At 59.9% G+C, this 25503-nt stretch carries 20 protein-coding genes; 11 read left to right on the top strand and 9 right to left on the bottom strand.

Features of this window, described 5'->3' with window-relative positions; all coding sequences use genetic code 11:
• Positions 1-62 precede the first annotated feature (62 nt).
• The 7 genes from BTH_RS35150 (at position 63) to BTH_RS30875 (ending at position 6022) form a co-directional block, all read left to right on the top strand.
• A complete protein-coding gene (locus BTH_RS35150) occupies positions 63-824 on the top strand; it encodes a hypothetical protein (protein ID WP_230589006.1) in 762 nt (253 codons plus the stop codon).
• Positions 825-936: 112 nt separating this feature from the next.
• Positions 937-1905: a DUF932 domain-containing protein gene (locus BTH_RS12765; RefSeq protein WP_009893674.1), complete on the top strand. Its 969-nt coding sequence runs from the start codon at positions 937-939 to the stop codon at positions 1903-1905.
• 77 nt (positions 1906-1982) lie between these two features.
• Positions 1983-2978 (top strand): YqaJ viral recombinase family protein, encoded by a 996-nt coding sequence (locus tag BTH_RS12760; RefSeq protein ID WP_025404057.1) that lies wholly within the window; start codon positions 1983-1985, stop codon positions 2976-2978.
• 33 nt (positions 2979-3011) lie between these two features.
• Positions 3012-3929, top strand: a complete 918-nt coding sequence (locus tag BTH_RS12755) for a hypothetical protein (RefSeq protein WP_009893678.1) — start codon at positions 3012-3014, stop codon at positions 3927-3929.
• Positions 3926-4978 carry a hypothetical protein gene (locus BTH_RS12750; RefSeq protein WP_009893680.1) on the top strand — a complete coding sequence of 351 codons (1053 nt, stop codon included), beginning with the start codon at positions 3926-3928 and terminating at the stop codon, positions 4976-4978. Before BTH_RS12755 ends, BTH_RS12750 begins: the two co-directional genes overlap by 4 nt.
• A gap of 89 nt (positions 4979-5067) precedes the next feature.
• On the top strand, positions 5068-5367 hold the full coding sequence (locus BTH_RS12745; RefSeq protein ID WP_009893683.1) for a hypothetical protein: 300 nt from the start codon (positions 5068-5070) through the stop codon (positions 5365-5367).
• 1 nt (position 5368) lies between these two features.
• Positions 5369-6022: a hypothetical protein gene (locus BTH_RS30875; RefSeq protein ID WP_080511418.1), complete on the top strand. Its 654-nt coding sequence runs from the start codon at positions 5369-5371 to the stop codon at positions 6020-6022.
• Here the strand turns inward: BTH_RS30875 and BTH_RS12740 are convergent.
• Positions 6000-6329, bottom strand: a complete 330-nt coding sequence (locus tag BTH_RS12740; RefSeq protein ID WP_009893685.1) for a helix-turn-helix domain-containing protein — start codon at positions 6327-6329, stop codon at positions 6000-6002. The two genes, BTH_RS30875 and BTH_RS12740, sit on opposite strands and share 23 nt — an antisense overlap.
• Positions 6330-6518: 189 nt before the next feature.
• On the opposite strand from BTH_RS12740, the gene BTH_RS12735 reads away from it, so the two are divergent.
• Together BTH_RS12735 and BTH_RS12730 are read left to right on the top strand one after the other, a co-directional pair.
• Positions 6519-8309: a hypothetical protein gene (locus BTH_RS12735; RefSeq protein WP_011401671.1), complete on the top strand. Its 1791-nt coding sequence runs from the start codon at positions 6519-6521 to the stop codon at positions 8307-8309.
• 215 nt (positions 8310-8524) lie between these two features.
• The gene (locus BTH_RS12730) at positions 8525-9652 is read left to right on the top strand and encodes a toxin-antitoxin system YwqK family antitoxin (protein ID WP_045592218.1); all 1128 of its coding nucleotides are present in this window, start codon (positions 8525-8527) and stop codon (positions 9650-9652) included.
• 233 nt (positions 9653-9885) lie between these two features.
• On the opposite strand, the gene BTH_RS33565 is transcribed toward BTH_RS12730, so the two are convergent.
• The 5 genes from BTH_RS33565 to BTH_RS12710 all read right to left on the bottom strand — a co-directional run bounded on the left by BTH_RS33565 (position 9886) and on the right by BTH_RS12710 (position 18467).
• The gene (locus BTH_RS33565) at positions 9886-10635 is read right to left on the bottom strand and encodes a hypothetical protein (protein ID WP_011401669.1); all 750 of its coding nucleotides are present in this window, start codon (positions 10633-10635) and stop codon (positions 9886-9888) included.
• A 217-nt stretch (positions 10636-10852) separates the two neighbouring features.
• Complete coding sequence (locus tag BTH_RS33560; protein ID WP_127446424.1) at positions 10853-11845, bottom strand: HNH endonuclease; 993 nt, start codon at positions 11843-11845, stop codon at positions 10853-10855.
• Positions 11846-11914: 69 nt separating this feature from the next.
• Positions 11915-15334 (bottom strand): helicase-related protein, encoded by a 3420-nt coding sequence (locus BTH_RS12720; RefSeq protein WP_009893695.1) that lies wholly within the window; start codon positions 15332-15334, stop codon positions 11915-11917.
• On the bottom strand, positions 15331-17208 hold the full coding sequence (locus BTH_RS12715; protein ID WP_011401667.1) for a phospholipase D family protein: 1878 nt from the start codon (positions 17206-17208) through the stop codon (positions 15331-15333). The genes BTH_RS12720 and BTH_RS12715 overlap by 4 nt, the downstream gene beginning before the upstream one ends.
• A complete protein-coding gene (locus tag BTH_RS12710; RefSeq protein ID WP_009893696.1) occupies positions 17202-18467 on the bottom strand; it encodes a DUF6361 family protein in 1266 nt (421 codons plus the stop codon). Before BTH_RS12710 ends, BTH_RS12715 begins: the two co-directional genes overlap by 7 nt.
• Before the next feature lie 413 nt (positions 18468-18880).
• Here BTH_RS12710 and BTH_RS30870 point away from each other — a divergent pair, with 413 nt between their 5' ends.
• A complete protein-coding gene (locus tag BTH_RS30870; RefSeq protein ID WP_200861310.1) occupies positions 18881-19450 on the top strand; it encodes a hypothetical protein in 570 nt (189 codons plus the stop codon).
• Positions 19447-20553 carry a hypothetical protein gene (locus BTH_RS12705; protein WP_009893697.1) on the top strand — a complete coding sequence of 369 codons (1107 nt, stop codon included), beginning with the start codon at positions 19447-19449 and terminating at the stop codon, positions 20551-20553. The genes BTH_RS30870 and BTH_RS12705 overlap by 4 nt, the downstream gene beginning before the upstream one ends.
• Before the next feature lie 141 nt (positions 20554-20694).
• Here the strand turns inward: BTH_RS12705 and BTH_RS12700 are convergent, their stop codons facing one another.
• From BTH_RS12700 to BTH_RS12690, 3 genes are all read right to left on the bottom strand, one after another.
• Positions 20695-21369 carry a DUF2290 domain-containing protein gene (locus tag BTH_RS12700; RefSeq protein WP_009893699.1) on the bottom strand — a complete coding sequence of 225 codons (675 nt, stop codon included), beginning with the start codon at positions 21367-21369 and terminating at the stop codon, positions 20695-20697.
• Positions 21366-23525: a DEAD/DEAH box helicase gene (locus BTH_RS12695; protein ID WP_011401664.1), complete on the bottom strand. Its 2160-nt coding sequence runs from the start codon at positions 23523-23525 to the stop codon at positions 21366-21368. The genes BTH_RS12700 and BTH_RS12695 overlap by 4 nt, the downstream gene beginning before the upstream one ends.
• 784 nt (positions 23526-24309) lie before the next feature.
• Positions 24310-25353, bottom strand: a complete 1044-nt coding sequence (locus BTH_RS12690) for an inovirus-type Gp2 protein (RefSeq protein ID WP_009893703.1) — start codon at positions 25351-25353, stop codon at positions 24310-24312.
• Positions 25354-25503: the final 150 nt, after the last annotated feature.

Genomic DNA, 25503 nt, shown 5'->3' with positions numbered 1-25503 from the left:
GGCCAGCAACGGCCGCTCCGCCGCTGCGGTCCCGCGGCTGCGCATATCGCTCAGGAGTTTTCGTGAATTTCTCTCTTCATCCCGCACTGCTGTTCGGCTTGACGCTCACGCTCGTTGCTGTGTTTGCGCTGGCTTCCTACTGGTTCACCGTGAAGAGGCGATCGGCAGTTGTCCATTCACCGATCGATCCCCGGTCCGTTCACGGTGTCACCGCCAAGCATCCTGCATCCGATTTCGACCAGCTACGCGAATGGGAAGCGTACGCACCGCCCCCCGACCACGTCCTGCATGCCATACATGAGAGCGGAGCCGAACCGCTCGACATCAACCCACCCTTCGGCCGCCACGAAGCCCCCGCCGGTGATGTAGACACACCCGACGGCAGTCACGATCAGCAAGTCTCGATCGACCCACTGCTGAGCGAAGCGGCCAAGCCGGAGTCCGCACCGATGCGAGCCTCCGCCGCTACAGCATCGTCATCATCGGAGCCACCGCTCCGTTGTCCAAGTTGCCTCTCGTCGCGTATCGATACGCGCAACCGTGCCCGCAAGGCGGGCAGCACCATCGGCAGCGTCGCAGGTGCCACGGGGGGCATGGCGGCAGCACTTGCCGGCGCGGAGACCGGCGCGGTCGTCGGTTCGATTGCAGGACCAATCGGTACCGTCTTCGGCGGCCTTGCCGGCGCTGTGATCGCCGGGCTTGTCGGCAGCGCCGCGGGCTGCGCAGCGGGCTCTGCGGTTGGTGGCGCAATCGACGACAACGTGCTCGACAACTACCAGTGTCTGGGATGCGGTCACGCATTCAGCGTCAAGCAAGCCGTCTGAATCCTCTCGATACCACGCCGTTGGCGACCCAGCTCCATTTCTTCCCGTTTCCATTTCACATCTGCCTGGCAATCGCCAGGCTTTATGCACGCGTACATTTTCAGGAGGCTTTATGCATCTCGTTCAAACGATGGCCTATGCCGGCGCCGAACCGTGGCACGGCCTCGGCAACAAGCTCGCCCCTAATCAGCCAATAGAACTGTGGGCCGAACGCGCCGGCATGAACTGGCGCATTGAAGAAGCCGAAGTACGTTTCGTCGCGGCCGGCAATCGGAGCCTCGGTTCGATCCACGCCTTTCCGGAGCAGAAGGTTCTCTATCGCTCCGACACCAAGGCTCCGCTCTCCGTCGTCTCCGCTCGCTATCAGGTCGTGCAGCCCTCAGAGATATTGGAGTTTTATCGCGACCTCACCGAGGTAGGTGGTTTTCAGCTCGAAACCGCCGGCGTGCTCAAGGAAGGCCGCAAGCTGTGGGCACTCGCGCGCACCGGCCAGAGCGCCACCCTCAAGGGTAAGGACGAGGTGAACGGCTATTTGCTGTTGGCGACGGCCTGCGATGGCACGCTCGCCACCACGGCCCAGTTCACATCGGTCCGCGTCGTCTGCAACAACACCCTACAAATTGCGCTTGGCGACAGCGCCAGCGCGGTCAAGGTCGCGCACCGCTCGCAGTTCGACGCCCAGGCAGTCAAGCGCCAGCTCGGCATCGCGATCTCTTCGTGGGATGCTTTTCTGGCGAGAACAAAAGCACTCGCTGAACGGAAGGTATCCGACTCGGCGGTCGAGACGTTCTTGCGACGCGTCCTCACCTACTCAACTCCTAACGTCGCCGACCACGACGGGCTCGCCGTCAACGAACGCGCGATCAAGGCCGTGGGCCAACTGTACGCAGGCCGCGGCAAGGGCGCCGATCTCGCGTCGGCCTCCGGTACCGCGTGGGGACTGGTCAACGCGGTCACTGAATACGTCGATCACCACCGCCGTGCGCGCAGCGATGACCACCGGCGCGATGCTGCGTGGTTCGGACAGGGCGCGACCATCAAGCAGCGTGCGTGGGATGAAGCGCTCAAGCTCGTTGTGTGAGTCACGTTTCTCCCGTTTTTTCTCACCCTCGGCCCGGTCAGGTTCGCCTGTCGGGCCGCATTGTTTTGAGAGGCACTATGAGTGCAGTGCAACCCGATGGGCCGGATACACGCCGGCCGGCGCTTAAGCTCGTCAAGACACAAGAACTGAGCCGTGACGATTGGCTCGCCGTGCGCCGCACTGGCATTGGTGGATCGGATGCCGCAGCGGCAGCGGGTCTCAATCCGTACATGAGCACCTTGGAGCTCTGGATGGATAAGACGGGACGTGCGGAGGGCCTGGCCGGACCCGATCCGAACGACACGACTTCTCCTACATACTGGGGCACGCTGCTCGAGCCCATCGTCGCTGCGTCCTACACCAAGCAAACCGGCAATCGTGTCCGGCGCATCAATGCGGTCCTGCGTCACCCGACTATCCCGTTCATGCTCGCCAACATCGATCGGGAGGTCGTGGGATGCCGGGAGGTGCAATTGCTCGAATGCAAGACCGCTGGCGAGTACGGCGCACGGCTTTGGCGAGCGGGCGTGCCCGAATATGTCGAATTGCAGGTACAGCACCAGCTCGCCGTCACGGGCAAGCAGGCAGCACACGTTGCCGTGCTGCTGTGCGGACAGGCGTTGGAGGTCTATCGGATCGAACGAGACGACGCACTGATCGGCCGGCTCGTCGAACTCGAAGCGCGCTTCTGGCGGTACGTCGAATCCGATACACCTCCACCTGCGGACGGGTCAGAGTCAGCCGATCGAGCGCTGCGCCACCTCTATCCCGGCAACGGCGGCACGGTCGACTTCACGGACGATCGGCAGCTCTCATCGGTGTTCGCCGATCTCGTTGCCGTACGCGCGCAGATTGAGACGCACCAGGCGATCGAAGCCCAGTTGAAACAGGCAATCCAGCAGGCTATGGGCGAAGCAACGCGCGCCGTTTTCGAAACCGGAGCAGTTTCGTTCAAACGCAGCCGAGATTCGTCAACGGTCGATCTGGCGCGGCTGCTCGCCGACCACCCTGAGTTGGAACAGCAATACGCCGGATCGAAACCCGGTACCCGGCGCTTCCTGATCTCCGCTTGATTCCGTTCCCCACTTTCATTTCCGAGGACCACCATGCTCAAGGGTCTTTCCATCACGCCGCCTGTTGTCGGGCGGATTTCGATTGGGCGCATCGTCGAACGTGCAGGCAAGCGTCTGCCCGAAAAAGACGACCAGTTCACACTGACAACGCAAGTGCAAAGCCGCGGCGAGTGGATGTTGCATCCACTCAACGAAAGTCTACGCAAAGCGTCACCCGGCAAACTGCGCGCAATTCCGGTTCGCGTGTTGTTCAACGACCCGGACCTGAATCTACGTGCCGACTACAGCCTATTCGATCGCGATACCGGCCGTCCGGTGTGCGTCGGGGATGGCCAAACGTGCAAGCGTGCCACCGACAACGGCGTCGAGACGCTGACCTGTGCTTCGCCCGATGGCTGTGCCTTCGGCCAGCACGGCGGTTGCAAGCCGTATGCGAGGCTGAACGTGCTGATCGGCGACGAGGACGAGATGGGGTCGTTCATCTTCCGCACGACATCATTTAATTCCATCCGCACTCTCGCTGCGCGCCTTCACTACTTTGCAGCGGTGTCGGGCAACCTTCTCGCGTGCCTGCCGCTCGAATTGAAGCTGCGCGGGAAAAGCACGACACAAAGCTATAGGGCACCGATCTACTACGTCGACCTGTCGGTGCGCGCGGGCAGCACACTCGAGGAAGCACTTACGCATGCGCGCGAACTCGATGCTCGGCGCAAGTCTGCCGGGTTTGATCAGACTGCGCTCGATGCAGCCGCTCGTCTTGGATTTGCCAACGGAGCGTTCGAGGACAGTCCCGAGGAGCGCGCAGCGGTAGCCGAAGAGTTCTATCCGCCACCGGAGCCGGCGAAGCCGAACGGCGAGCCTCCAGCCAGTGCGGGCGGCGCGAACGAGAAACCCACGCTGCGCGAAAGGCTGGAGCGTCAGACGGTGCTGCTCGGCGGAGCGGCGGCATGACGACGCAGCGCTGGGCGTTTTCCTTAGCGGTCACCGCCACGGGTACGGCCGTCACGCTGTCCATCCTCTCCGGGTGGCAGCGCGGCGGCACGTTGCCCGAGCGACTTGTGTGGGTCGCGATCGGCGTCGTGCTGGTCGTGACTGCGCACCTGTTACCGGCGCTCGCGCGCTCGTCCAACCTTCGCGTGCAGTTCGTCGCTGCCGCGCTGTGGCTTGGCTGCATGGGGGCGTCCGTCTACGGACACACGACGTTCTTCCTCTTCGCACAAGTGCATGCTGGCGAGCGACGCGCGGCGTCGGTGGCATCACCGTCGATGCCTTCCGGTCGCAGCCTCACCGCCATCATGACCGAGCGAGCCATCGTGGCGACGCAAGCAGCCGCGGCGAACACCCAGCGTTGCACACGTGACTGCCCCAGCCTGCGCGTGCGGCGCGCGTCGCTCGCTGCACGGCTCGATGCACTGGACGCCGAAGCCGGCGACATCCGCCGTCGGGAGGCATTGGACGATCGAGTCACGGCCCAGCGTGACGCACTACTCGCCGACCCCGTCACGTCACGACTAGCGGCGTCACTCGGGACGACTGTCTCGCGAGTCGATCTGCTGTCGGGACTGATGTTCGCCGCAGTTCTGGAAGGAGTTGCCTGCCTGCTGTGGGTGCTCACGTTCGGGTCGTCGCAGTTACCAGGACCGACACCTGTCGTTAGCAAGGCTGCCCCCGCCGCAGTCATGCCGGCCGCCTCCGTGACTGCCGTAACTGCATCAAAGGTCGCAGCAGAGGAGGAAAGTCACGCCGACGCGACTGTGACTTTCGAACGCCCGTCGCACGGTCACGGCGGTACGACTCACACTCGCGCCCCACGCGACGATCCGCTCACGCGGTCATCGGACGCTGGGTCGTCCGAAGACGACCTAGCTCGACTCGTCGAGGACATTGCCGCAGGTCACGTGCGCCCCACCGTCGCCGACATACGCCGTCACCTCGGATGCTCACAGGCAAGGGCAACAACGTTGCGCCGCCAACTCGCCGCGCACCACACAGCGGCATAGACGCGGGGCCTCGCGCCCGGCTTTCTCTTTGTACACCACATCCGGCAGGACCGGAGGCTTGAACTCGACCGTTTCCAGGAGAAGTTATCTTGAATCTCCCTTCGACTCATCATACTGGCCCGCGCTTCAAGCTCGGGCGGATTCTCGCTACGCCCGCGGCGCTAAAAATCATCGCCGACGCACGCGTCTCGATCATCGACCTGCTAATCCGCCACATGCGCGGCGACTGGGGCGAGCTGTCCGATTCCGATCGCCAACAAAACGAGCTGGCGGTCACGACGGGCCAGCGCATCTTGTCTAACTACGCGCTGCCCGGTGGTCGTACTGTTTGGCTCATTACGGAAGCAGATCGCTGCGCGACCACTTGCCTGCTGCCCGGTGAGTACTGAGATGCTGATTCAGAAATTGCGTCCGGCACTGAAACCAGGCCAGCAGTTGGTTCTCGCCGATTCCGGTAACCCGCTCTTCAGCCGTCAAGGGGATTGGGACAGCGGCAGTGCCCTGCATTGCGTCGCTATGGCGCTGGCTCTGCTGGGCAAGCTGACCGATCCCGTCGCTCTCTCTCGAAGCGGTGGGGGCCCGGAAACGGCGTTTTGGGATCGCGCATGGCCGCACTACTTGCACGGTCTCACACGTTCGGAACTGGAAAGCTTCGTCTGGGAGCTGAACCTCGGCGTGCGGCCAGTCGCCTTACGCGATGGTCGGGGCTCAATACTTAACTTTTGTGAACGCGAACTGAAGCGGGGGTGGCCTGTTATCGTCGGTTGGCGTCGCAGGCTCGTTCGCGATGCACACGCCGCGCTTGTCATCGGCATCGAGGGGCGGCAACACAGGCGAGCTTTCGAACCCAGCGCCCTACTGCTGCTCGATCCGGCCGCAGTCGAACCGAGGCTCGCCGCCTGCAACGCGCGATTGATCTTCGATCGCAAGCGTGCATCGTACGTGACGGAGACCCGCGCCTATCCGGTCACGATCGACACCGCGATCTCCATTCGGCGGATCACCGGACGGCCGCCAGCTCTTATCTCAGACGGCTGCGCTTGATCTCCGGCGGCGTCGCGGCGTTGGCGCGGCGCTCGCCAGTGGGTTTCAGCGACACGCCGTCCAAAGGCGCAAAAAGCTCGGCGAGCGTGATGTTCAACGAGTAGCAGATGTTCGCGAGGGTCTCGACCGACGGATTGGCAATCCCGCGCTCGATGGACGAGATGTAGGTGCGATCAATGTGCGCCTCGAAAGCGAGCGTTTCCTGCGATTTCTCGGCTTCATGCCGGCATTGCTTGATGCGCTTGCCAAGGGCAATGGAGATCGGGGCCGGCCGGCCCGGGGGCGAGGGAGAGCGCTTGACAGTCATGTCGTGCAGGATGCCCGCCCGTCGACTGATTCTCGACGCTATAAACTCTACAATCAACGCAGAGTTTACTCTTCATTTCTGCCGACACACGCCGATATAGCGGTCTGAGGGCGTGCAGCTCACGCCGGCTCACGCTCCCCTTTGTCGAGTAAACACGACAACAACCTTTTTGAAAGGAAAATGAAATAAATGAACAACGATCGTCCTAATCGAGGAATTCGAATCGCGCTGGGCGCGTCCCTCGGCTCCCTAACCCTGCTTGCTGCGTGCGGCGGGGGCGGTGGCGGTTCGTCGACAGGGACCACGTCGACGCCCACGGGGACTTCCCTGCTATCCGGCAAAGCAATCGACGGCTATTTGTCGGGCGCCACAGTCTGCTTCGATAACGGCGCAGGCGCTTGCGACACGTCGCTGCCCTCGACGACTACCGATGCGAGTGGCAACTACACCCTCAACGTCAGCGGCAGCGTCACCGGCAAGCAGATCGACGTCATCGTCACCCCGAGCACAACCGACCTGTCGAACCCGACAACGCCATTCACATCGACGTTCACGCTTTCGGCAATCGTGACCGGGAACACGCAGAACGTGACGCCACTGACCACCATGGTCGTGTCGCAAATGAACGCAGGGCGTACCCAGGACCAAGCCACACAAGCTGTGCAAGCCCTCGTCGGCAGCAGCGTCGATCCCAACGCAGACTATCTTTCCAACGGCGACAGCAGCACGGCGTCGGTTGCTGCAAGCATGGTCAGCCACTTGACGGCACTCGCCGGCCAAGGCGCGATTTCCTGGTCACAGGTGCAAGCCACGATGAACGCCTACGCGGCCAAGGGAAACGTCAACGGCGTCCAGCAGTCCGACGTCGATGCGCAGCTGACCAACCCAAAATTCAGCACTGCAGTCGACGCCGCGTCGGCACTCGCCAATCCGCTCCATACGGTCGACGGAGACCTGACGCAATTCATCGTCGGCAGCAGCGTTTCGGTGGCGCTCTCGCCCGTTCGCGAGAACTACACGCTCAATGGTTCGACGTTGTCGGTTACCCAGGAAATCCAATCGGACGGAAGTTGGTCCTCGGCGTCGCCCGTCGGTAGCTACGATGCCGGCTTCAGCGGCTCCTGGATTTCTCTGGATGGTGGGGTGGGCGCATACGAGATGAAGGCCGATGGCTCCTGGACGAGTTGGCTCACGGCGGCACAACTGCATCCGTCGTACAGCCTGTCGGCGGCCGGCGCGAACCTAGTCGGCATCGATCCGAACACGGGCGACACGGTTACCGTCTCGTACCGGAAAACCGACGTCAGCGGTCAGCCGTTGTCTTCGGCATTGCAGATCGACTATCGCAATCCGATCCGGGGCGCCATGACGGGCAGTTTCTCCTCGGGCACGACCGCTTACCTCGCGACCACCACCTATGCCAATGACCGCCTGCTGCTGGTGAATCAAGGGCTCGGTCAGCCTTGGGTCAATGGCGCGGATGCGAACTCGTCGACGATCGTCAACGGGTCGGTGCTGTACAGCCTCGGCGATCCGAATACGACATACACGTCAGTACAACAGGCCGTAGGGACGCAAACCGACATCGGCGGCGGCTGCCTGCTGCTGAGCATTCAGTCGGGCGGGATCGCGCAAGTGATCGAGAGCGGCAAGTCGGGCTGCAACTACAGTAATGAGCCGATCTCGTTTCCCCTGACGGGTAGCTGGTCGCCTTATTCGCGTAACGCCAACGTCATCACGATCAGCCTGCCGAAATCGATCGGTGCGCCCACGGTGCCCATCGACGACGCGATCAAGAACACGATCAACGCCGGTGGCTCCCTCGTGGTAGGGCTGATGAAAGGCAAGCTGATGGGGGGATTTATGCTACCCGCCAGTGCGTCGGCCACTGTCGCGCAATTTCCATCGTCTGTGACCGACACCATTGCGACATCGATGCGCGCGGCTGCCGCGAAGCTCGGCATCACACAAAACCCGTAAGACAGCAGTAGCAAATCCTGAACGTGTCGATAGCGCTGCCGATGTATGTCGCGGCCCACATCTTCGACAGCCTCGGTCCTGGCAATACATTTTCACCCTCGGATCGCCAGGACCCTTTCGCCGACCGGTTCGCCGGTCGGTCTTTTTCCAGCGGTTGACTGTCACCTCGCGTGCATCGACATGCACCGCTGCTATTCGATCCTCCTTCAAAGCCCATGAAACGTACCCATGTTCCAGGCCGGGGCGCGGCGCTCGTCGCTGTCGCGATTGCGGCTGTTCTTCTCGCCGGCTGTAAAGGCGAAGTACTCGACTATCGCAATGCTCAGATGGTGAACGGCAAAGTCTATGACGGAAGCGCCAATGAGCCGTTTTCCGGGAAGCTGACGAACGTGCCGGATCGCTCGCTGCTGATTGAGCAAGCGGGACTTCAGCTTGCCGGCAAACTCGCAAGCATTGCCCTCGTCGATAGCCTGCCCGCTAGTGAACGCAACGCGCAGTCGTTCCTCGGCAGGTCGGGCGCCGAAATTCTACTCTCCGGGGCAGTATGTGATGTCCAGATCGAGGGCGGCGTACCGGACGGCTCGGCGGTGTGCAAAGCGCCGCAGTCGGACCTCGTGCGCATCGAAACATCGTTTAAGCATGGCGCTCTCAACGGTCCACTCAAGCTCTCCGGTGGTCAAAATGAGGGTCCGCTGCTCGAGGCGACATTCAACAACGGCCAGCTGGACGGTACCGAAAAGGTGTACAGCTGGACCGACCACAAACTCATCCACACCTTCCCGTGGAACAATGGCGTCGCCTCCGGCACCGAGGAAGCGTTCGATCCGAATACCGGTGCGGTCGTTAAGCGCGCAACGTTCGTCGACGGGAAATATGAAGGCGAAGTCGTCCACTACGCCCCTGACGGCAAGCAGGTCACCCTCAGGGCAACCTACGTAAACGGTAAGCTCAACGGACCTTACAAGGAGTGGGACGCGGGCGGCTCGCTCATCGCGGACAAGACCTACTCGAGTGGTGTTGAAGTCGGCGCTGACGGTTCGGATGTCGGAGCGTGCGTGAACGAATGGGACGACGCATATCGAGTTGTGCCGGGCCGCCCAGCTTTTCCGCCGGCCGAGCTACAGTTGCAATGGAAAATCTCATGCCGCGCCGGCAAGCATCCGTCAGCATCCGACTCCGGATTACCAGGCGCAGCCGTTTCCGGCGAGAAGCCTGCGCCGGACAGTTGCGTCGAAGCTTGGACCGCAGCGTACCGGCACGAAAACGGTGTTGATGCGATCGTCACAGCCGATCAGCTCGGCGAGTGGCAGTCGCGGTGCAAGGCGGCCAAGCGGCCTAGCTAACATTTCAATGTGGATACGGCATAAGACGATGCGCCTTTGAGGCGCATCGTCTAGCGCAGACTAATTTTTCTTTTTTGCGACCCCGCTCGCCACCCTCATCGACTGCAGCGAAATTCCGTCGATGATGGTTTCCGCGAAAAGCAGTGCTCGAAGCCGACAGGTCGCGAAAACGCGACGACCGCCTTGCACGTGCAACAGTCGCTCGTCACACAGGCCGCAGATCCGTCACAAACTCAGCGCCAAGTATGAGGATGAAGTCCCGAGAGATGTGATAGGAGACGCGAACTCATCTGCGAAAAGCTAATCCAAGTGATCGCTCCGGATGCAAGGCCGCCAAGTACCGGCACCGCCTTTGATGCAATTCGAGCGAATGTTTGCTTTGTAAGCTTGACCCCGATCCATTTGGCGATTTGCTTCGCCAAGGTGTATAAGCCCCACTTGGTCAGCGGCATCCTGGGCAGGCGGGTAGCCACCTCTTTCGCTACGTTCTCGCTTAGCTTAGTAAGCAAGGCGCCTGCACCTGCCGCTCCAAACATGACGCCGATGAAGATCGTGAAAATATGAAGTGTCTCGTCATCTAGCTCCTCGCCATCCGCATAGAGGTCCGGCCAGCCATGCAGGTAGGCTAGCTTCTGCGTGATAACGACCACGTGCCAAAAAAACTGCGTTAGGTCAGCGGGGATCGTACCTGCCATCCACCATCCTCCCGGCAACCCTGCCGCAATCGAAGTACCAGTGACGCCAGTCCGATGCCAAGCGATCGACGAGCTTGCAATCTTCTCTACTTCCGAGGAGGAGATACCAGCCCTTGCTGGGCTGGACGCAATCGCTAATTCAACCAGTTCCGGTGCGACACGTTTCTCTAATTCCCTTTTAAGATAGCTCGTGCGGTCGATCCGCGCGCCAGGTAGAGCCAAGGCGGAGCGCAGTACCTTATTCCATACATCCGCCTTTCCATCTCGTTCGAGTTCCCCGGTACTCATCGCTCTCTTGTCTTCCAGTCAAAGCAGATAGTCTATATCGGATTCCGTACTCCGCACGAATGCCAACGGAGCGACCTGGAGCTGACTGTCAACCGATTTCTCACGACCCACGACTGCGGGCAAGACGTGGTTTTTCTCGCCTTTGGTATCGGGCTGCTATCGCTCACTATGTGAGCCCGACCCCGGTGTCATAGCAACTGGACCTGAGCAACCAGGATTAGGCAATGCGTTGTTTCCGCTCGAGCGCGAGCAAGCGATGCACGAACCGGTGGCAGTTGGCGCAGAGACATTGAAGGTCGTCCAAAACGGTTTTATGCCCCGGCTTCATGTCGCTTACCAGCGTCCCGGCATGATGCACTTCGATGCACGCCTCCGCATCTGCGGTTCCGTATTCTTTGACTGGATCGAATCCGCATTTCTCACATTCGAGCTTGCCATGCTGGCGGCGGTAACGATCTTTTTTGGCCCTTGATACAGGCGCACGCTCTCGCGTTCGGTGTAACCTCCACACCTCCCCTCCCTCCTCCCAACCTTCTTCGGGAGGCCAGCTTGGTTCATCGTCAGGGGTGGCGTCTTTCGCGATCACCTGGTAGCCTGCCGCGCGCAGCAATTGGAAGCACGGCGACGACTCACCGCCCGAGAAATGCTTAGGCCCTATGAATTTGCCTTCAAGCGCAGATGACAGCGCGACACCGAAAACAGCCATAGGCGGGAACCGATTGCCGCACTCCGAGATCAGATCAAAGTCTGTGGATGGACCGAAAGTGTGATGGGCGTCGCCACTCTCGAACAATTGCACAGCTGCATAGATGTACATGGGCGTTGCGCGTTGGAGCACATCGACAGGAAGCTGATCACTGTCAAATTCCAACGAGGGTGCCGCCGTCGATGCAGGGCATTCCTTGGGAGCATAGCCCACCTTCAGAAGCTTTTTTCGAGCATGCTCGCGCAAAGATGACGAGAAATGAGTGTTCCACTCCGATTCAATTACAAGAGCTTCGACCGTCAGGTCAATCCGCCCGGCGTCCAATAATTTTAGAAAGCCGCTAGAGTAGTCAGCCCGGCTGATCAATCTACCGACAGCTTCCTTACTGCCCTGTGAACTCAACAACCGCTCGAACTTCCTGTAGTCAATCCCGGCCTGCTCTTCTGCCTCCACGGCTTTTGTTAGCAGGAACTGAGTGAACCTTTCCTCGGTAGCACGATCCATCGCTTCTCCCCGTTTTTAAGTTGCCAACCACCCTCTGCACACGCCGCGTCGACGGACTCAGATCGCGCATCACATCTCCGCTCCAGGCGGTTGTTCGTTGTGCGACGAAGGCCGATTGATGTCGAACGGCGCGTCCGTATCATCCTTGGAAGCCGGTAGCGGCTTGGTGACCACGATCGCGCTGTCATCGTTGGAAATCTCGATTGAATCGGGTGCCTGACGAAGATAGTTCAGCGGCGCAAGGTCGATCATTAGCTTGCGCTTTATCTCAGCAATTTCTGCGGCATCGAATTCCCTGTGCAGAAGGTTTTCGAGCAATTCCTGCTGGCGCGGCTGTCCGAAGGCGAGCCGGTATAGGGACAGGATTCTCAACAGCTCATCGAGTCGCGTGGCTTCGCGGCTCATCGGCAAGAAGGGCACGAAACGCTCGATGCACGCCTGTCCAGACGGCATGTGCCAATACGGAACTAGGTCGCTCGCGCGTGAGTCACCCACGTGTTTGCGCGCAGACTTTGCGTACTCGAACCAAGCGGCCCACACGTCACCACCGTCCGAGTTGACCGATGTGCCGGCGCAGTATTCGGCGACACGCCGACGCACCACTAGGGACTTGTAGCGGTTCACTCGTCCTTCGCGCTGCTCCAAGTCGATCGGATTCGGCGGCAAATTCCAGTGGACGACGCGCGAACAATACCAGTGGAAATCAAGTCCTTCCTGGCCGATGGAAGTGGAGTTCAGCATGAACGGCCAAAACGGCGAGTTAAACGCATCGCGCACATTTCCGATCCGCTCAACAGCCTGCTGGTCGGTGCTGCGCTGGTTGCTGATCGATACGGCGTAGTGGCAACGGAACCGCACCGCGGTGCCATTGGCACGCCGCACCTGCGCAGTCACACTGCCCCCGCGCAAACGGGCCGTTTCGTTGAGCCGAGCCATCGCGTCGATGGCCGAGAGACCATTCGAGTGCAGCAGATGCAAGTATTCGTCGAACATCGCCTGAAGATTACCGGCGATGCAGTAATCCAACGCGGCCATCCAAAACGGAATCTGCCGATCGCGTCGGCTTGCTTTCAGAATGCGCCGCCCTTCCGGGTTGTTGAACACCTGGATAAAATCGATCGCTCCAACGCCCGCCAGCCGAGCCAAGCCCGTTGAGCCCTTGCCCCATATACGCTCGAGGCTCGTTAGCAGGCCCACGGCCGGTCCCGCGATCGCCAGCTTCGCGAGAAACGTAGCCAGGTCGTCCGGCATAGGGCCAAGATCGAGCGTCCGATCCTCGAGTCGCTCGCACATGACGTCGATCACGCCGCGCCGACCGGACGCGTCCGTCGACTGGCCAGGATCGCGCCGGAAGTCGACGAGCCACTGTCGGCAGGCGTCGCGCGGAGACGGTATGTTGCGTGTGGCGTCTTCCCCAGTGTTGTCGGTCCAGTCGAGCAGGAGCGGCGCGAGTGCGTACCAGAGATCGGCATGCCGGGGGCCTGATCCGGCAAAGCGTCGCAGCCGCTGAATATCGCCCGCCAATCGCCGTTTCATTTCGACGACGAGCGCTCCAGAACTTTGGCCGAACGCTTGGTCACGCACCGACGCCAGGTTACAAAGTGTCCTCGACGGATATACGAGCCCCCACGGCGCGAGCGTTTTCAGGTTGTCGAAGCGGACGATGTCACTGGTGGACCGCTCCTCAAAATACTTTGCGCTGTCTCCTGCCGCCCGCAACAATCGCCTTTCAGCCTCGTACGATATTAGACCGCTCAACGCACGCGGAGCAAGCAGCAGGCTGGAAAACAGAAGGGTCTTGGTGAACTGTGCGTTGGCAGCGAACGGCCCTTCCTGGTTGTAGTAAGGGCGGCTCGGTGGAACCCAGAGCAGCATTTCAGCACCGCGCTCGAACACCGCGTTCGTCACCTCGCGCAATTTGGCATGAGGGGCATGTGTGCCAAGCCTGACTGCGTAATTGTCTAGGTCGTCGCGCGGGATCCATGCTGTGTTGGCCCGACTCAACGCAGCCTTCACTTCGGGGACGTCTTTGTTCGATTCGATGTGCGCACGGAGCTTATAGTCGCCGAGGAACGACAGTGGCCACGGCGCCGATTTATAGAAATCCATCAACGGCAGATGGTGAATGGACGGCTGCACGTCGTGCAGCACTTGGCCAACCTTGTCAAACGCGACGAATGCGTCGATCTCGGCGCGGCTAAACGTCGTTGTGCATGCCAGATGGCTAGCGTGCGTCACGTTCTCGACGCCGCTACCGATAGATGCGCGCTCGGTCCGGCAAATGTAAGGGCGAAGCGCCGCCTCTACGTCCTTCTTCGGCTGTTCATCAAGGTCCAAGGGCCGCACCACCGGATCGCGCAGGCGCAGTATCTCCGCCAAAAGCACTTCGCGCGCCTGTGCATACTTGTGCCATGGCCCGCCTTCACCGTTCACGATGAAGCGCAGCAGATATTTCAGCTGCTCGGAATGAGCATCTTCTTCATCGTCAATATGAGTGAGCGCCTTATACGGCGTCGCCGACAACAGTAGGACCTTGCCTCCATCCTCGCGCGTCTCCTGGAACACCTTGTGGGCTATGATCCCATCTTCACTGTCATCGTTACGCCCGAGCAATTCCTTGAAGCGCTGGAATTCGTCGAGGATAAACAGGTCGGCTTCGAGATTGCCCGCGCATGCGTGCATGAACCGCAGGCGCAACTCGGTGAGGATGCGGCTAAACGCGTACGGACAAGCCTTGTTGTCGCGCGAATACACGGCAGCGCCACCAAGCAACAGCTCGAACCAGTCGCCGTGCGGCACGTTCGCTTCATCAAGCTCGGCCATCTCCTCGCGTGTTAGAGGCGCTGCACGGCTCAGCGACGCATGGAACGCATCGCGGACGCTGGGCACAATGCCGCCAGCGCGTGGCCAACCATCATCCTCGGGCCTCCACGAAGCGCCCACGTCCTGCCTGAAGAAATTCTCCAGTCCAGCGAGATTTGATCCGCAAAGCCGCGGATGCTCCGCCAACGCGCGAAAGATAATGTAGCGTTCCTTCGCGTTGCCCTTGCCTCGGCGCTTCACTCCGAACGATGTCGCGGGCGTCAACGTGCAGACCTCAATCAGCTTACCGTGAGCGCCGTGATCCCGCGCGACGCCGAGCTCGGCAAGCCGCCAAAAAGTCGGCGCCTGCACATAGGTTTCGGCATCCTTTTCCGTGAAGATTGCCAACTTGCGACGGTTTTCGTCTGCGAGCGACTGATTCGAGCAAATGTAAGTCACGCGCAGCGGCCTAGCGGGCTCGTCGCCATGTATCTTCAGGTGGCGCAGCAGCATCCTAGCTATTACGCCACGCGCGACCACCGTCTTGCCGAGTCCGACTTCGTCAGCCACCAAGATTCGATTCTGCTGTGCGTCGTCGAAACGTTGCATCACCGCGTTGACCGTTGCTCGCTGAAAGTCAGTCAGCTTTGCCAGAGACGCGGCAATCAATTCCTGTATGCGGCTCATCGGCGATCCTTCGCAAGGGGCGCAAAGTGGCGCCACAAATCAGAAAAGGCCTGCGGCACGACCACGTTCAGCTTGTCCAACCGCTTGACGAGCTGGCCGACGCGCCCGAGGTGATCTGGATTGCGCGCGGCCGCCCCCATCAACTGCTCGAAAAGCGCGTCATTGCCATCGAAGCCGAAAAGGTCAGTAACCTCGTTGCCGTGACGATCGGACCGCAGCAGCCTGCGCTTATCGGGCGACGGGTCCAGGAGCATTCGCACGTAATTCAAAAACTTGTCGGGCGTGTCCACGAGTTCGCGCACCACGGCATCCATGCGATTGACGCCAGGTGGCAAGAGGAGACGCGCCTGAATGATGAGCGATTCCTTGACCTCACCGTCCGGACCACAAACCTGCAGCGGCACGAGTGCGCTCAACTGCGTCAGCGCGAGGTCCGTCCATTCGACGCTGCCCAACAGCGGCTTCCAGACGCCTAGCCGGCTCAGCAGGCCGACATTGACCTGCAACCCGTCGGGGACGGAAGACAACGCGAAGTTTGTCGACAGCAAGAGCCGGTATCTGCCGGTTTCGTCCGCGCGTGCGTCGAGCTTCCAGTTGGATGCGACCAGCCGGTGCATCAGTAGGCGAAGCTTTTGCCGGTCCGACTCCTGGTCACTGACGTCGAGCGGCGAAAACGTATGCGGCACAGCAAAGTGATTCCCGTCATCGCCGATCCATTGCCCCAACAGCACGTCGATGCCGACCTTCGCGTCCGCGCCGCTCAACCGCAACATGAACTCGGTGTTGCGCGGCGTGGCCCATAGCGACTCTCCCAGCGCGGCGATCGTCGCGTTCGCCGAACCAAGGTGCCAGTGCGCAGTCTGTCCGCTGCGACTGACGATCAGCTTCGCGTGCAGATTCTGGCTGCGGGCATTCTCTTCCTCGCGCTGCTCCTCGCCGTCGACGATGCGATCGTTCAGCGCGTAGCAGTCCCAGCCCGCGAGCGCTTCCGACCCGAGCGCATCTAGCGAGTCACTGCGGCTCAGCAGCGTGCGCTTCCCTTTCACATCGTTACCGAGCCAGTCAAGCGCCTTTTTCTCCGATGCATCGAGAAACGGCGACACGACGAGCAGATCGTCTTTGGCATCGCCGAAATTCAGCGGGCTACCGAACCGATCATCGGGCGTTGCGATGTGCGCACCGCCGCCCGGTAGCATGCGCGGGTCGCGGAACGGCTGCGGTGGCTGCCACAGCATGCGTCGCAAATCGCGGATCATGGACTTCAATGGCCCGAAGCCGGGCGCATGTGGTTCCAGCGATTCGACGAACGACGCAAGCCGGTCATCACTGCGTGCCGACTCCGCCGACGGTTCACCGTCGAGGCTCACCGTCAAGTCCCAGCTCCGGTCGAACGTCAGGTTGCGGCTCATCACGAGCAGCCGGTATCTACGCTTCGGATCAGGCGTGCCCGACGCGTGTCGGCCAGTCCGCACATAGCGCAACAGCCACAGCTTCGGATGAAAAGATGAGAACGCCGCGCTGCGCTCGTCGTCCTGCCCGGACGGCACGATGGGCACGAGCATCGGCTCGAGCAAGCCGAAGAGCCGGTTAAATTCAGGCGGCACGTGAATGTTGCCGCACTGATAAAACACCTTCAGTTTGCCACTCAGTCGGTCGACCGCCTCGAGCAACGCGATTTTCTCGCCACCAAGATCGCCTTCGAGCGTGTTGCCGAGCACCAGCGAAACAGGCAGCACCAACAACGCATTGAGGTCGAGCGTGTAGGTGGTCGCAATTGCCGCGTCGAGCTCATAAGCAATGCCGTCAGTTTCCTCGAGCGCCGGAGGCCGCAGCAGTTGACCGTAGTCACAGCGGCTGGATGCAGGATTCAGCATGCGAGCCCCTCGCGAATGTCCGTCAGGATCTGACTTGCCTGCGGCCAGCGATATTGCAACGTGTAGATCCCCACCCAGCCGGTGTCAGCAGGTAACGAGCGCTTTAACAGCGAGCGGTTGCCCTTGTTGGCTTCCGCTTGTTCTCGCACTAGAGTGTCGAGCCGCTCGATTGGCGTGTTATACGCAGTCATGGCTTCGTGCCAGCGTCGAATGAACCGACGCGTGTTGGCTTTGAGTCCAACCTGCAATGCGACGGAAGGCGACAACCACTCGTCGACGGCCGTGGCATTGAAAAGACCCTCGTCCGCCGCAGCAGCCCGCCAGGCGGCAAACTCCTGACTCAGCTCGCCCGCACGTTTCGTCTGCTCGAGCTTCTCGGCAATCAAATAGTTGAAACGCAGGTGCGCGCCAAGGAACGCCTTACTAAATCGAGCGGCATTGCGCGCAGCAGTGCGGCAACTTTCAGACACCTGCGGCAACTCTTGAAGGGCGCTACTCAGCGCCTCGAAATTTTCCGCGCCGAGCAGCGTGCCTTCGTTAAACAGATCCGTGTTGATCAGCTGTGCTGGGATACTGTCCTTCAGCGCCCCGGCGTAACGAATCTTGTTGTACAGGAGTTCGGCCTCCGGGCGGGTAAGTGTGATGCGAATGTCTTCGCGCCAGTCGCCACTCCGGCGCGGTATCGTCGCGACGAGTCGCCGACGTTTCATCAGATCGTCGTCCTCTTGGCTGTCGACCTCGGCGCCATCGCGCAGCAGGCTCTCGACTGGTTGCTGCTCGCTCGCACTGCGGCAGAATTCCGCGATCGACAGTTCAGTACCGACTAAACCGAACTTGCGCAGACCTGTCCAATACGCAGATGAGGGCCGCCGAGACGCACCGCCTTTTCCAACACGCTCCTTACCGATAATGCCGTTCGGAAATGGTTCGCGGAGTTCCCTGTGATCTGCTTCATGGTTGTGGACCAACCGTTCGGCCACATAGTCTTCCGATTCTTTCAGATACGCCTCGAGCGACCGGCGCCTCCGCTCCCTCGGCGGCAACGCCCAATAGTCGTCGAAAATCTGCGGAACCGTGGCGAAGTATTTCGCCCGCGTCTGAACGGTAGAGAAGCCAGGGAAAAGGCTATCGGCGAACGCGTCACGTAACTGCCCGATACCTAACTCGTCGAGCGTACCGGCTTCACTCAGCAACGCAAGGACGCCGGCTACGCGTTCGCGATCTGTCGAAGAGAAATCAATCCATCCAATGCTGCTCAACGCGCCTCCTGTCACCGCGATTTACTAGATATTGCAGCTCTCCGGCCGGTTGATGCATGACCCGTTTCGACGATTTTTTGGTATCGGTTGACCAAGACAGACCGATAGAGGCGCCAGCCGCTTCAGAATACTTTCAGTTAGCTGTCGCCCGCTTTCGCATTCACGCATATCGATGCATGTTGTACGGCAACAGGTGCAAAAACTTTAGTACCATTCCTCGGGTTAAATAGGCTTCCGCCCTGGGCTCCGACTGCCCAGCTTCGTGAGAAGCCAGGCGTCGCCGCGTGCCGCTCGATATGCCTGCGCGGCGCGAAGTTGAAATTGCGCAAGGGCAGCGTCCTGCGCAGGGCAGGCAAAATAATCGTCGTGCTATTGCGGTTCGCTAACATCGATCGGGGAAGAGGGCTAAAACGATGTCGACCAATACCCTAGAAGAGAAAAAGATCCGCAACTTGTCGCTGGATAGCCTTTCCGAGCGTCACCCCGGACTTACGCGAGCGGTTGGCGACGGATATGCGGAAGCCGCTGCAGTTTGCCTGAGCCGTCATCACGAGCCGCCCACGATGGTGTCAGTCGACGTTGATGAGAAGGCGTCAGAGTGTCGTGCCGATTGGAACCCACCCGATGACCGAACGCTTCGTGCATGGGCTAACGAAATCGATACAACTGAAGCCGGGGCTTACGGGCTCACCCTTGCTGCGGTAGAACTTGAGCAAGGATTGGTGGCCGTTCGCCGCGCGGAAACGCTTACCGGCGCAGATTATTACATCGCCCCAGCAGGCAGCGATGCTTCAGATCTCGAAGCATGCATACGACTCGAAGTTTCAGGAACCGATCGGGGAGATGAAAAGGTCATCGAACAACGTCTTAAAAGCAAACTCAAACAAGCTGCTGCTGGCGCCAGCAACTTGCCGGCCATCGCCTCCGTTGTCGGCTTTCAGGCTCGCGCGATCATTATGGCAAAGCTCGGGGACGACCAATGAGCTGGGCCGAGCTTCATGCACAAAGCGAAGTATTGGCCTCAGAGGCATTCATCGCGTTAAGACAGGGGAACGCTAGCTCCGCCGAAGCTCTGTACGCAAAAGCCGCAGAGTTGGAGGAGGCAGCGCTATATGTCATTGAGTCCGGCAAGCCTCGCACCCTGGGAATTACCGCCGTAAGCGCGGTGTCCCTCTGGTTCAAGGCTCGAGTCTACCGTCAGGCGGAACAACTCGCCTGTCTAATGCTCGGCAATAAAGCGTTGCCCGAATTCGCGGCTGATAACCTGCGACTGCTGATTCAGGCGATCTGGACCGAGCAGTCGAAATTACAAGCCGGCGTTGCATTTCTTCCTGGGCAGGTGATGGTCTCTGTCAAGGGAGGGGAGGTCGTTACCGGCGGAGCACCACTAGATCTGATTGTTGACAAGGTGCAGACGGTTCAATCGATTTTCTATCGAACCATTGAATTCTTGAAGAACATGCCTCACCGCTCCCGCGGCGGACCGCAACGATCAATTCAGGATGCCTGTCGGCCCTGGCTATTTCAAGCCCCCCCTGGAAGCTACCAATTTTCGGTCGCCATTCAGGAGCCTGCCCAGAAGGACTTTTTCGACGAGTCCATAAGGCCTGATGAGGTCGCTCTTCATTTCCTTGCGCTTCTCAAGGCATCGTCTTTGGACGAACGTGAGGCGCTTGAAAAACTCATCCCGGATCGAGAATATCGATCCACTTTCCTCAAATTGATACGCAACCTAGCCCCCACCGGAAAATCGTTTGAGCGTCTCGAAATCAAGGCCGCAGGCGAATCGGGCGGGGTGGTTCTCGCACCAGAAAACCGAGTCCTAATCAACCAGTCCTTACGCGAACAGACGCCGCCCGTCTCATCCAGAGGAGAGGCGACGACGGTCGTTGGTACTCTGCGCGCGGTTCACCTGGATAAGGACTGGCTGGATCTCAACATGAGCGGAAAGTCTATTCACATCGACGGCGTCAAGGATTCCATCGACGACATCATTGGACCCATGATGAACAAGCAGGTGGTCGTGCATGTCCTCAAGCTGCCCAAGGGGAAATTGAAGTTCGTCGATATTGAGCTGGAGGAATAGGCGCTGGCGTCGAACTGGTAAATGCCGAGAAACGGATACGAGAGGTGGCCCGGAACCACGCATCGACAGCCTCGAGGCGGCCGATCGACTATCCGAAAAAAAACTGTTCACGAATGAGGCCGGCACGCTACATCCGGCGGGCTAATGGGCCGGCACCATCACATGAATCAATCGGCGCTCGTTACCGGTGATCGTGGAATCGAACTCAAACCGGTGTTCCGGCAAGCCGTTCAGAAAGTCGTGCCTTGCCGTTTGATAAAAATTGCGCAGCACGAATTCGGTGAACCAGCGCGGCGTGAGGCCACCACTGACCGGAATACGACAACCCTCCACGTCGCCTAACGTAAGATGCGAGCACGGGTGAGCAACGTCCGTTGCCGCTTCCATGTCAAAGTCAAACCGCAACGGAAACGCGACGATGTGTCGCGAAACGATCTCAAGGAACAGTTCGTCGCGCAGATACGCATCTGGATCTTCGCGAAATGAACGCAACGCCGGTGACGGGTAATACGCCAGACGGTGCTTGATAAGGTTTTCGCCCTCGAACCGATACATCATCTGCAAGATTCCGCCGTCTATCAGCCGGGCGTTATAGGAGCGCTTTTCCGACAGTTCCTTGTGGACATCCTGATAGTCAATCCCCCCCATCGCCAACGACACATGCTCGGCACCGTCGAACGATACCTCCCAATGCGTCCCCGACAACTGGCGCAAAACGGGGAAGTTTTGATCGTCCACAATACCCCGCTCGATCAACGTACCGAGGATTGCCGTAAGGTCATCCTTGACAGTGCGCGGCATGCGAGGTGTTGTCATGCTTTTCCTCCAAGCCATCGAAGCAGTTCTTCCTTCGTCTCCGGGTCCAGGTCTTCCGGCAGAATTTCACCCCGAGCAAAAGATGCCGCCAGCTCCGCAGCTCGACCTTTTCCCTTTTCCAGACGCCTCTTCTCATGGGGAGATAGGTCGCGATACGCGATCCTCAACTGGCTAAGTACGCCATCAGTCGGGTAAGTGAAATCGAGCCGGAAATTCTGCTGCCTGAGCCGCGCAAATTCCCGCTGTAGCTGCGCCATACCCGGCCCATATCCCAAAACCCTTACCCACGCCTTGCTTCGCGTAATGGCGGTAAAGATGCGATTGCGGAGATTGGCGAGGCCCGGTCCGGTCGTGTCACACGACTGGGCATTGACGACATAGACCATACCGGCTTCGTTGCCCTTCGCCCGATAGATTCCTGTGAACGTCACCGAGGGTGTTTCTGCCTTAAAAAACACATCGGCCAACGTGTCAACGCCTGCCAGATGGCTTTGAATGCCTCTCTCAAAAAGCATCCGACGAATCGGGCCCAAGCGGTTGCGTGCCGAAATCGGGTCGGGATGAATGACGATGATGTCGTCGTGACGCAATTCGTCTTGCGTGATATTGCGCTGTATTTCGTCGACAAGCCAAGCGTTCTGTGCAGCCTCGTCGTGAAACGGCTGAAACACCACAAGGTCGTCGATCGGCGAGTGACTGGAGAGGAACTCCGGACTCGACTCGTTCGTCCGTGCAAGCGTGACGTGTTGCCCCTTGCCAAGCGAGCCTTGCTGAACGCTATAGCCAATTTCCTCCCAAAGTGCGGGTTGATCGAACATCTGCACGATACCCGTCTCGGTACCAGCTGGCGCATCGCGATAAATGCCAAAACCCAGCGCGTGCGCACTCACCAGGACAGGGCCTGAATTCCGGTAGCACTTCTGCAGAATTACGTCCCGACTCGGATCTTCGCCCAGCGATACGAGCGGCAGCCCATCGGCACCTACACCAAAGATTTCTTCCGGAGACGGCAGCGAGGTGCCGGAGAGATTTTGCAGTTCATCGTACGCGTATACAAGACGCTTCGGCTGCCTGAGCATCGAATAGCAAAGCCGCAGGAAACTCGGCGCGAAATCCTGCGCCTCATCCACAAGTACCGCGTCATAAAGCGGAACCTCCGAGGTGAGCCCACTCAGTGCAGCTTGACAGACCCCATCGAACGCTTTATCAGCTCCGCCAAAGCGTGTACTTGCAGCACCAAAATCGCTGAACTCCTGCCCGGTGGCACGACAAAACTCGTAGTACATTCCATCCCGCTCGTCGCCTCCAGGCGCACCCCAAGCATTGAGGACCCGCAACTTTGTCCAGTCTGGCTCCTCACCGCTTTGCTCGATACAGAAGTTGTTGATGAGTCGTTTGAACTGGCCTTTCAGTGATCTCGTATTGAACGTAACAGCGATGCGCCACTCGGGATGCTGCGTATGCAGGTAAGCGGCCTTCAACGCCAGCACGATCGTCTTGCCGGAGCCAGCGAGCCCCCGCATGCGTTGCACGCCGTCAATCGTTTCGATGACCGCCCGATTCTGCCGATGATCGAGAGTGGCGATCGAGTCCTCTAGGCGCTTGAGTTTGGCACCACGCGAATCATGTTTGGTGACCTCGCGCTTCGAGCGACTCTTGCGTATGGACGACAGGCTTTCCACGGCGGAAAGCGTGAGGCGATAGAGTTCGTCGCTTGCAGTCTCCCCCCAGGCGAACTCACCCAAAATGTGCGCAAGGCCCTTCTCATTGGCGATCGGATAGCCTTCCACCGCGAGGCGCTCGACCCCTTCAACCGCCGGTGCGAACGTAATGACCTGCAAACCAGGAATTAGCTTTCGCCCTTTGACCAACTCCTTGTGAAGTTTCAGCTTCGCTTCGATCTTGTTGGCCAGATCATCCTGACGCGCAGCATAGTCGCCGACATCTGTACCCTCGACCAGATCGAACAGCACGATTCCCTTTTCCGGGCTCACGAGCGTCCCATCAAGAAAATATTTTCCCTCGGGCGTCGCGATCAGCGGATACCCGAAGAAGCACTCGCCTGAAACACCGCCGATTCGAGATAGCGATTCCTGAAGCGCTTGCGTTGCGACGGGCTTCCCGTTGGCACCTCGCGTGAAATTGACTGTAGTCATGTCAAGAGTCCACCATCATCCTGTTCGGTCGTGACGTGTCGTTCGCGCAGGCCTGCCTGTTAGGCCCCGGCGCGTCCATGGCATCGGTCACCTATGGTGCACGACAACGAGAAAAAACGCATTATCCCATCTGGCCATGCAGCACCTGCGCTCCGTAATCAGTGCGCTCCCCACGCCGCATGCGACGGCAACTAGAGCGCCATCGTCGACGTCTGCGCCTTCGGCGTCGGTCTGATTCGCGCCGTCTAGCCGCCGTATCTGGCGAAGGAGCAGACGATGTACTCAATAGGCTTTGTTGGCCTGACGGCATCACTGCAATCGGGCCAGTCAATGGACGTCGAGTCGCGACACGCGATACTGCCGCAGTCGTGCCTGCCGTAACAGTTGAACACGATGCCTGTCCCCCGGCCACACCGAACCAGCGATCACAGGCCAAACCTTATCGGCTGGATGTCCGCATACGAGAGTCCTCCTTGGTCGATCAATAAGTCGCAATGAAAACGATGGCGCCGGTGAGGAAAGCGTATTGCCGCGTGTTCGACAACCGACCGATAACACGGTAGGCCTTCCAAGGGCTTCGCCGCATCTCTCCCGCACCAGCCCATGGACGGGGGACGGGAAGCTGTAACGGCTCCGTTTAATCCATGGCCGGGCTATTCTCCTCGCCGACATCTTCCGCAGTGGTGAGTTTCTCGCACAGCGCAACCGTCACCGGCTCCGCGCGCCGCTCCGCCTCGCCCGGATTCCATCGCCGCGGGCGAACGCGCTCCCTCGCCACTCGCTACTACCGTCGCCGCCCGAGCTTGGTAGTCAGCGTGTTGGCCCTGGCCTTCGGCTTGATGCGCACGGCCTGCGCGTCTTCCTTCTCGAAATCCGTCTTGACGAAGTAGCCCACATACGTGTCGAGCCTTTCCCCATGCTCGCGATTTTTGCAGTCAAGCTCGCCCAGAACCCACCTGCCCTTGCCGATCATCTGCTGCCGGCCGGGGCTGTCGTGGCAGCTGTACGACTGCCCGAGGCCCCCTGTCACCGAGGACCAGCGGTGAATCAGCCCGTTGATCAGGCGGGGAAGGTCGGAGAGGTTCCACCGCGTGCCATCGAACAGGTAGAGCCCGTGGAAGTGGTTTGCACTGCTCCGGCCACCGGCCTCCATCTTCCAGATGCTGCCGGCCATGTGTTCGAACAGCCACCCGTCGGCGCCATGCTGGTTCCTGAAAAAGCGGTTGCGATGCGCCATCGCCAGCCCCGTATCAATGCGCGCCCGCGTCTCGCCCACAGGCTCAGGGGAAGACGGCGCGTCAGAGGGCACCTGCGACCAGCGTCCCGTGTAACACGGACGCCAGCTCATGCGCCGCAGCAGATCGCGCTCGTCAACAGCATCTGCGCTGTAGAAGTGGTCGATGCGCACGACCAGCAACCAGCGGTACAAGGCGTACAGCTCGGCGAGGTATTCGTGAATCGTCTGCTTCTGAAGCAGGATGCCCGCCTTCCAGTCGGCCAGCTGTTTCCTCACCCGCCGCCTCACCGCCTCCTTGCGCAGGAAGGCGATAAAGTCGTTATAAGCCTCACCGACCAGCGCGTATTCATTGTACTGTTCGAATGCGCCCATACCCGGCTCAACGAGACCGAATGGATGCTCACGATAGCCGTCAAAAAAGAGCTTCAGGTCTGCCGTGTACGACCTCCGCGGATCCGGATCGTACAGGTCCATGAACGACCGGCATTGTCCCATTGCCGACGCAAGCACTCCGTTGCCCGTACGAAGCTGCACCGGCTCTGTGACCCGTTCGCCCAGACAGTTGAAAGGCATTTCATCGGTATCAAGCACTTCGGTTATAAAGCGAAGCAGTGAGCGGTATAGCGCGGAATATTCTCCCACCTCCCAGAAGCGTGTACCGATATTGCTCCCGTAAGCAGGACAGGTATCTGCCGACGAGAAACCCGGCGTTATGCATGCGTTCATCACTACCCCTTTGCA

It is taken from the genome of Burkholderia thailandensis E264 (assembly GCF_000012365.1).
Classification (GTDB): Bacteria; Pseudomonadota; Gammaproteobacteria; order Burkholderiales; family Burkholderiaceae; genus Burkholderia; species Burkholderia thailandensis.
Note: the sequence above shows the minus strand (reverse complement) of the source record. Positions and strands in the feature narration are given on the sequence as shown.

Coding starts and splice junctions, on each gene's coding strand:
- BTH_RS12765 (WP_009893674.1), top strand. CDS start 937: ATGCATCTCGTTCAAACGATGGCCTATGCCGGCGCCGAACCGTGGCAC.
- BTH_RS12760 (WP_025404057.1), top strand. CDS start 1,983: ATGAGTGCAGTGCAACCCGATGGGCCGGATACACGCCGGCCGGCGCTT.
- BTH_RS12755 (WP_009893678.1), top strand. CDS start 3,012: ATGCTCAAGGGTCTTTCCATCACGCCGCCTGTTGTCGGGCGGATTTCG.
- BTH_RS12750 (WP_009893680.1), top strand. CDS start 3,926: ATGACGACGCAGCGCTGGGCGTTTTCCTTAGCGGTCACCGCCACGGGT.
- BTH_RS30875 (WP_080511418.1), top strand. CDS start 5,369: ATGCTGATTCAGAAATTGCGTCCGGCACTGAAACCAGGCCAGCAGTTG.
- BTH_RS12740 (WP_009893685.1), bottom strand. CDS start 6,329: ATGACTGTCAAGCGCTCTCCCTCGCCCCCGGGCCGGCCGGCCCCGATC.
- BTH_RS12735 (WP_011401671.1), top strand. CDS start 6,519: ATGAACAACGATCGTCCTAATCGAGGAATTCGAATCGCGCTGGGCGCG.
- BTH_RS12730 (WP_045592218.1), top strand. CDS start 8,525: ATGAAACGTACCCATGTTCCAGGCCGGGGCGCGGCGCTCGTCGCTGTC.
- BTH_RS33565 (WP_011401669.1), bottom strand. CDS start 10,635: ATGAGTACCGGGGAACTCGAACGAGATGGAAAGGCGGATGTATGGAAT.
- BTH_RS33560 (WP_127446424.1), bottom strand. CDS start 11,845: ATGGATCGTGCTACCGAGGAAAGGTTCACTCAGTTCCTGCTAACAAAA.
- BTH_RS12720 (WP_009893695.1), bottom strand. CDS start 15,334: ATGAGCCGCATACAGGAATTGATTGCCGCGTCTCTGGCAAAGCTGACT.
- BTH_RS12715 (WP_011401667.1), bottom strand. CDS start 17,208: ATGCTGAATCCTGCATCCAGCCGCTGTGACTACGGTCAACTGCTGCGG.
- BTH_RS30870 (WP_200861310.1), top strand. CDS start 18,881: ATGTCGACCAATACCCTAGAAGAGAAAAAGATCCGCAACTTGTCGCTG.
- BTH_RS12705 (WP_009893697.1), top strand. CDS start 19,447: ATGAGCTGGGCCGAGCTTCATGCACAAAGCGAAGTATTGGCCTCAGAG.
- BTH_RS12700 (WP_009893699.1), bottom strand. CDS start 21,369: ATGACAACACCTCGCATGCCGCGCACTGTCAAGGATGACCTTACGGCA.
- BTH_RS12695 (WP_011401664.1), bottom strand. CDS start 23,525: ATGACTACAGTCAATTTCACGCGAGGTGCCAACGGGAAGCCCGTCGCA.